A 6,674-nucleotide genomic window follows, 5' to 3' on the forward strand; every position below is an offset into this window, starting at 1 on the left:
TTTCATTTTATAGAAGTCATTTCTATGGTTTATAAGAATATGTTGATTGAAGCTCGAGTGGTTCTTTTTCAAATCAACGCTTTACTATATTAATGCATTAGTGTATTATCGAATTGTGGCAATGAAGTTAATCGTGAGGAGATGTTGAGATGAGTCATCCCATTCAAGTGAAAGCACGTAAGGCATTGGACAATATGAAGCCGTACTCACCAGGTAAACCTATCTGGGAAGTACAACAAGAGCTCGGGATAGATAAGGTTGTAAAACTAGCGTCCAATGAAAATCCGCTTGGCGCTTCCCCGAAGGCAGTTGAAGCGTTAGTAGCCTATTTGCCGGAAATACATCGCTATCCTGATGCAAGCACCAAAGGGTTAAATGAAGTCATTGCATCACAGCTACAGCTTACTCCTGACCAGCTTATTGTAACTAATGGTGCAGATGAGCTTATTAAGTTAGTTGCGGAAGCTTTTTTGGAGGAAGGGGATGAAGTCGTCGTACCTCATCCGTCTTTTAGTGAATATGAGTTCGGTGCCCACTTAATGGGGTCTATACCGGTTGCGGTTCCGTTGGACGAAAGCTTTCATTATCATGTGGATGAACTGCTAGCGGCCGTAACGGAGCGTACCAAAATGGTGTTCCTATGTTCTCCTAACAATCCTACAGGCACTTATTTGCCTAAGGCTGAACTGCTAAGGCTGCTCGATGCTTTGCCCAAAAAAGTGCTGGTCATGTACGATTCTGCATACAGCCACTACGTATCCGCTGAGGATTACTCGGACGGCTTGGAATTTGTGCGCAAAGGTTACCCGATCATCGTTTTGCAAACCTTCTCTAAAATATACGGCCTTGCCGGTATCCGTGTTGGCTTCGGTGCGGCATCATCCCAATTGATCAGCAGCATTTTGCAGGTTAAAGAGCCCTTCAATGTCAATGCACTGGCACAGGAAGCTGCCAAAGCGGCGATCATGGATACGGAGCATATAACGGCATCCCAACGCGTAAACACTCTCGGCAGAGAGCAGCTGTATGAGGCCTTTCGCAAATTAGGGGTATCCTTTACAGAAAGTATGACGAACTTTATTCTTGTGAAGCTCGGACCTGATGCGAAAGAGCTGTATGTCCGACTTATGGAAAAAGGGGTAATCGTAAGGTACGGAGGTACTTGGGGAATGCCCCAGCATATTCGGGTTACTGTAGGAACAAGAGAAGAGAATGAGTTTTTCATTGAGCAACTGACTTCTCTTTTGGATTAATAATAGGGCTAGTTCAACCGTTTGCCTGTAGTACTGTAATGCGGGAATGGGAAATAAACTTTATTGCGTAGAAGTATTCAAGTATTCCTCCTAATATAGTATGATCTAAGCAGAAACCATTATTTAGGTATTGATGCTGATGATTATAGAGGGGGATTAACGAATGAGTATGCTGTTATGGCCGAACGGAACACCGAATGCTTTGGGGGAAGAGTCGGAAGATAAGCCGACATTGGTCCCATATCTTGTAGAAGGAAGCGAGCCTAAGGCGGCAGTTATCGTTTGTCCTGGTGGAGGCTATGCAAGAAGAGCTAACCATGAGGGAGAGCCAGTGGCACAGTGGTTGAATTCTCTTGGCATATCCGCATTTGTCGTACATTACCGCGTTGCTCCTTACCGCCATCCTAACCCGCTTATGGATGCGCAGAGAGCGATCCGTACGGTTAGAAACCGTGCTAAGGAATGGAATATCGATCCGAACCGAGTAGGCATATTGGGATTTTCGGCCGGAGGTCATGTAGCGGGTTCGGCAGGAACTCAATATGATTCCGGGCGTTCGGATGCGGTAGACCCGATCGAGCGTGAAAGCAGCCGCCCGGATTTGCTCATACTTTGCTATGCGGTGATCAGCTTTGGTGCTTACGCTCATAAAGGTTCTTTGAATAATTTGCTCGGCGAGTCTCCTGATCCATCTTTGGTAGAGCTCATGTCCCATGAGCTACAGGTCACAGAAGATACGCCGCCGACTTTTTTGTGGCATACGGCTGATGACGCTTCTGTTCCTGTTGAGAACAGTCTTCTATTCGCTTCAGCGCTCAGCCGAAACAGAGTTCCGTTTGAGGTCCATGTGTTCGAGAGCGGTCGTCATGGCTTGGGTCTGGCTGCAGAGCAGCCCGGCGTGAGGCTATGGACAGATGTTTGCGCATCGTGGCTGCAGCAGCGCGGATTTTAAATGAATGAACGGGAGACTGAGGCCGGCTATGAGCCTAATTGCGCTGAAGAGCTCGACGCCTCGATAGTGCGATATGAGCTGTACCCGCTGGGAGAACAGGCGATTGTCATCCGTTGGGTCGGAAATATAAGCGAGGCTATGCTGGGGGTTGTATCAGCAACCGTTCGTTGTTTGGAGCATGATTGTAGTTCGGCTATCGTTGAATTCGTCAGAGCTTACAGAACGGTAACGGTATACTACGATCCTGCAGAGCTATATGTTAACAAGGCTGACTACCACAATAAGGGCAAAATCAATGCGAAATCTACACTGGGCTCGAGGGAACAGGAGGATGACGTCTCCCCTTATGAGATCCTATGTGCATGGATAAGAAGCCGTCTGAATATGCTAGGAGATCCATTACTTATTACGAATGCTCTGGAGCACCAAGAAGTTCGTATCGTACCGGTATGCTTCGACATGGAGTTTGGTCCCGATTTGCAGATGCTTGCCGAGCAGGCGGGCTTATCGGTTCAAGAGGCTATTGCTCTTTATTGCTCTGCAACCTATGTCGTACATATGGTTGGATTTACTCATGGTTTTCCGTACATGGGCGGTCTTTCGGAACGTCTGGCGATGCCACGGCGAAGTCAACCTAGGGCACATGTGCCTCAAGGTACGGTAGGTATTGCCGGTACGCAAACGGGCATTTATCCGATAGCCTCTCCTGGCGGCTGGCAGTTGATCGGACGAACGCCGCTCAGGCTGTTCAACCCTATGAAGGAGAAGCCGTCCCTATTTCAAGCGGGTGACCGGATTCGTTTTGAACCTATTTCGCTGATGGAGTTTGCAGTCCTTGCAAACGAGGCATCGGTTGATAACGAATCTATGGAATCTTGATGGCGGAGGATTTGTGATGACCATCGAAGTGTTGAATCCGGGCTTGCTGACAACGGTGCAGGACGAGGGACGATTCGGCTTGCGCGGCGTGGGCGTAGTGACAAGCGGCGCCATGGACCGATTCGCCCTGCATGCGGCGAACCTGCTTGTTGGTAACGAGCGCGGTGCAGCTGTGCTCGAGATGACCCTCACGGGCGCGACGCTCGAGTTCCGCGAGGACGCGCTCGTGGCGCTTTGCGGCGCGGACATGGATGCCCGCGCCGAAGAGGGGCCGCCTCTGCCCAGCTGGCGGCCGGTGCTTGTGCGCAGCGGCACTGTGCTGCGCTGTGGTCGCGCGCTGCGCGGAGCGCGCGCTTGCCTTGCCGTGGCGGGCGGTATCGCCGTGCCCGCCGTGCTGGGCAGCCGCAGCACGCACGTGCCATCGCGGCTCGGCGGCTACGCCGGGCGTGCGCTGCTGCCGGGGGACCGGCTGCAGGCTGGCGCGCCCTCGGCTGCCGCCATCGCGCTCGCGGCCCGCTTGGCCGCGGTGGCGCCCGGGGCGCCGATCGCCCCCACCATGTGGGCGATCGCGCCAAGCGCGCGCCCGCCGTATGCGGAGCAACCGGCGGTGCGCGTAACCCGCGGGCGTGAGGCAGAAGCTATGACAGGCGGGAGCCTGCATAGCTTCTTCACCACGCCCTACAGCGTTACCCCCCAGTCGGATCGCATGGGCTACCGACTGACAGGCGAGCGGCTCGAGGAAACCGAGCCGCAAGAAATGATCTCCGAAGCCGTGACGATGGGCACGGTTCAAGTACCCCCCGGCGGGCAGCCGATCGTGCTGATGGCCGACGCGCAGACGACGGGCGGCTACCCTCGAATCGCCCAAGTCGCAGCTGTCGATTTACCACTGCTTGCTCAGCTGAAACCGAGCGGAGCCGTTCGCTTCCGAGAAATATCGATACAGGAGGCGCAAGTACTGTACATACAGCAGCAGCTTTTCTTCAGGCAGTTAGAGAAGACGGTAAGGATAAGATTAGCCGAATCGGAGTAAAGGGTATATTTAGCGCATCGGCTGTGATAATATAGGATTTAATTATGCGGTGGAGAGTTTTCTTCGCTCTGTACCTCAATACCTTGCTATGTTGTTACTATATAGGAGAAATTTGTTATAACCATTCTTTCGCTTGAGACAGCCTTGCAAATATGAGTAAATAGTATTGTAGCAGGCCAGCTAACACTCAAAGGAAGGAGTGATCAGAGCGATGAACACACAACCGGAGGTGGTCTCTGCGTAAGCAGAGGCTCCATAACAAAGGGGAGGCCTACAAGCCTCCCTCTATTTTTCCAAAATAGCGAATAGACATGAAGACCTTGAATAAGTTATAATCAATTAGGAAGTAAATGGAATCATGAAAATATACGAAAGGAGTGGCGTTCGATGTCTGACTTCACAACAACTAATAAAGGGTTTTGGCTGAACTGAATAAGCATTTTCCCATCACCGTCACCTGACGTCATTGACATGAACCATGACATATAATATGGCTCCCAGGCACGATACGGCAGATCGTGTTTTTTTGTTTTCATGTACTGACCCTGACGTTTACAACAACTCGGCAAATCCTTACAAAGTAAGTTTTGCAGAGCAAAACTCTGTAGATGCTTACGAAGTAAGTTTTGCAGAGCAAAACTCTTAGGAGGTGTAAAGATGAAAATGCTTATCTCTTTCACGGCGGCGCTAGCAACTAAAGCACGGAAGGAGGATTTCATCGATGGGGTACAAAAACGGAAAAGATATTCTTCCCCCTAGTCTGCTGAAACAATTGCAGGACTATATTCAGGGCGAGATTATCTATATCCCGAAAAAAGAACAAACTCGCGCAGGCTGGGGAGAAAACAATGGAACAAGGCTTACGATCCAGCGGCGTAACCATGAAATTTACCGGCTCTATGAGAACGGTTCTACGGTTCTTGAGCTCATTCAAAAATACCATCTGTCTGAGGACAGCATACGCAAAATTATCGTTAAAACCCGCGTTGCCGTTGCCCGTCAGCACTAGCTGAGCAGGGCACGGCTGTACAATGGGTTCCATATATACGAAAAAAAAGCCGGTAGGAATTCCTAAGGCTTTTTTTCATTCCTGCCCATTGAAAGCCCGACTTTACGACAGAAGGCGAAATTTACAGTGACCGAGGAGGAGACAAGTACATATGCAGGAACGAATCATAGATCTCAATTGTGATATGGGGGAAAGCTTCGGTGCATACCGGCTTGGAATAGATGAAAGTCTGCTGCCCTACATTACTTCAGCAAATATTGCTTGCGGATTTCATGCCGGTGATGCTGCAGTTATGCGCAAAACGGTTCAAGCATGCAAAGCTTATAACGTGGCCATTGGAGCGCATCCCGGACTGCCCGATTTGTCAGGCTTCGGCCGTCGGGTTATGCAGATTACTCCGGATGAAGCCTATGAAATGGTCGTGTATCAGATAGGAGCATTAATGGGGTTTGTCCATTCGGAAAATGCAGAGCTACGACATGTAAAGCCTCACGGAGCTTTATACAATATGGCAGCTTCGGATAAGGTATTGGCTGAGGCGATTGCCGAGGCGGTGTATCGAGTCGATTCACGACTCATTCTATTCGGGCTAGCAGGGAGTGAGCTTACCCAAGCGGGGATTCGCAGAGGGCTGCTTGTTGCGGAGGAAGCCTTTGCCGATCGTACTTACCGAATGGACGGGACATTAACCCCGCGTTCCGAGGATAATGCCGTCTTGCACGACTCGGCTGATGCAGCAGAGCAAACAGCTCTTATGGTAAAAGACGGAATGGTATGGACCAGCGATGGCGGCAGCATTCTCATAGCGCCCGACACGGTGTGCATTCACGGTGATAGCCCTCATGCATTGGAGTTTGCGATGGCGGTTAGACAGCGGTTGGAGCAGGAGGGGGTAGTCGTTAGAGCACCGGACCTTAGACCATTTTCAAGCCGCTGATCAAGATGATGGCTGCCATAATCGTCCGCAGTGGCTTAGCTGGCAATTTAGCGGAGAGGCCGCTGCCCAGAAGGACGCCCGGTACAGAACCGGCAAGGAGATTGAAGGCAAGGTGATAATCGATGTTTCCGAAGCCGGCGTGCATAATACCTGCTGCGGAGACTAATAAAAAGGCGTGTGCGATGTCGGTTCCGACCAGCTCGGCAGCACCCATTCGAAAGAAAAACATCATAGCGAGCGCAAACAGGGAGCCTGATCCGATGGATGTCAGTCCAACAATGAATCCGAGCACGATCCCGATGGCAATCGTCATTCCCCGCTTTTCTTCTTCGGATTTTTCCTGCCAACGATTCGTGTTCAAGCGTCCGATCCATTGCTTGGCAATACTCAGAATCGCGACTATGATAAGAACAATGCCTAATGTATGCTTGACGATTGTATCTTGAATGACATGCAGCGGCGGGTAAAGCTCCAGCAGGAGTATGGCTACTACAGCGCTAGGAATACTTCCGAAGGCCAAATATTTGGTGACTTTGAAATTGATTGTTTTCTGACGGTAATGCTGAATGCTCCCGAATAGCTTTGTAATCGAGTTGTAGAACAAGTCGGTT

Annotated in this window: 7 protein-coding genes; 6 read left to right on the top strand and 1 reads right to left on the bottom strand. The window is 50.5% G+C overall.

The window, feature by feature from the left end:
- Positions 1–149 precede the first annotated feature (149 nt).
- From hisC to BP97_RS0128935, 6 genes are all read left to right on the top strand, one after another.
- The gene (gene hisC, locus BP97_RS0128905) at positions 150–1,253 is read left to right on the top strand and encodes a histidinol-phosphate transaminase (protein WP_028552227.1); all 1,104 of its coding nucleotides are present in this window, start codon (positions 150–152) and stop codon (positions 1,251–1,253) included.
- A 163-nt stretch (positions 1,254–1,416) separates the two neighbouring features.
- Positions 1,417–2,205 carry an alpha/beta hydrolase gene (locus BP97_RS0128910; protein WP_028552228.1) on the top strand — a complete coding sequence of 263 codons (789 nt, stop codon included), beginning with the start codon at positions 1,417–1,419 and terminating at the stop codon, positions 2,203–2,205.
- On the top strand, positions 2,206–3,084 hold the full coding sequence (gene pxpB, locus BP97_RS0128915) for a 5-oxoprolinase subunit PxpB (protein ID WP_051621036.1): 879 nt from the start codon (positions 2,206–2,208) through the stop codon (positions 3,082–3,084). It abuts the gene before it with no gap.
- Between the two features lie 16 nt (positions 3,085–3,100).
- On the top strand, positions 3,101–4,117 hold the full coding sequence (locus BP97_RS0128920; protein ID WP_028552230.1) for a 5-oxoprolinase subunit C family protein: 1,017 nt from the start codon (positions 3,101–3,103) through the stop codon (positions 4,115–4,117).
- A gap of 721 nt (positions 4,118–4,838) precedes the next feature.
- Positions 4,839–5,126 carry a CD3324 family protein gene (locus BP97_RS0128930; protein WP_028552232.1) on the top strand — a complete coding sequence of 96 codons (288 nt, stop codon included), beginning with the start codon at positions 4,839–4,841 and terminating at the stop codon, positions 5,124–5,126.
- 151 nt (positions 5,127–5,277) lie between these two features.
- The gene (locus BP97_RS0128935; RefSeq protein WP_028552233.1) at positions 5,278–6,063 is read left to right on the top strand and encodes a LamB/YcsF family protein; all 786 of its coding nucleotides are present in this window, start codon (positions 5,278–5,280) and stop codon (positions 6,061–6,063) included.
- Here BP97_RS0128935 and BP97_RS0128940 read toward each other — a convergent pair.
- A partial coding sequence (locus tag BP97_RS0128940) for a sulfite exporter TauE/SafE family protein (protein ID WP_028552234.1) occupies positions 6,041–6,674 on the bottom strand: 634 nt, incomplete at its 5' end. The genes BP97_RS0128935 and BP97_RS0128940 overlap by 23 nt on opposite strands.

Origin of the sequence: Paenibacillus sp. UNC451MF, from assembly GCF_000686845.1 — a bacterium.
Classification (GTDB): Bacteria; Bacillota; Bacilli; order Paenibacillales; family NBRC-103111; genus Paenibacillus_S.

Excerpts from the sequence above, each read along its gene's own strand:
- BP97_RS0128910 (WP_028552228.1), top strand. The coding sequence starts at position 1,417 with ATGAGTATGCTGTTATGGCCGAACGGAACACCGAATGCTTTGGGGGAA.
- BP97_RS0128930 (WP_028552232.1), top strand. The coding sequence starts at position 4,839 with ATGGGGTACAAAAACGGAAAAGATATTCTTCCCCCTAGTCTGCTGAAA.
- BP97_RS0128920 (WP_028552230.1), top strand. The coding sequence starts at position 3,101 with ATGACCATCGAAGTGTTGAATCCGGGCTTGCTGACAACGGTGCAGGAC.
- BP97_RS0128935 (WP_028552233.1), top strand. The coding sequence starts at position 5,278 with ATGCAGGAACGAATCATAGATCTCAATTGTGATATGGGGGAAAGCTTC.
- hisC (WP_028552227.1), top strand. The coding sequence starts at position 150 with ATGAGTCATCCCATTCAAGTGAAAGCACGTAAGGCATTGGACAATATG.
- pxpB (WP_051621036.1), top strand. The coding sequence starts at position 2,206 with ATGAATGAACGGGAGACTGAGGCCGGCTATGAGCCTAATTGCGCTGAA.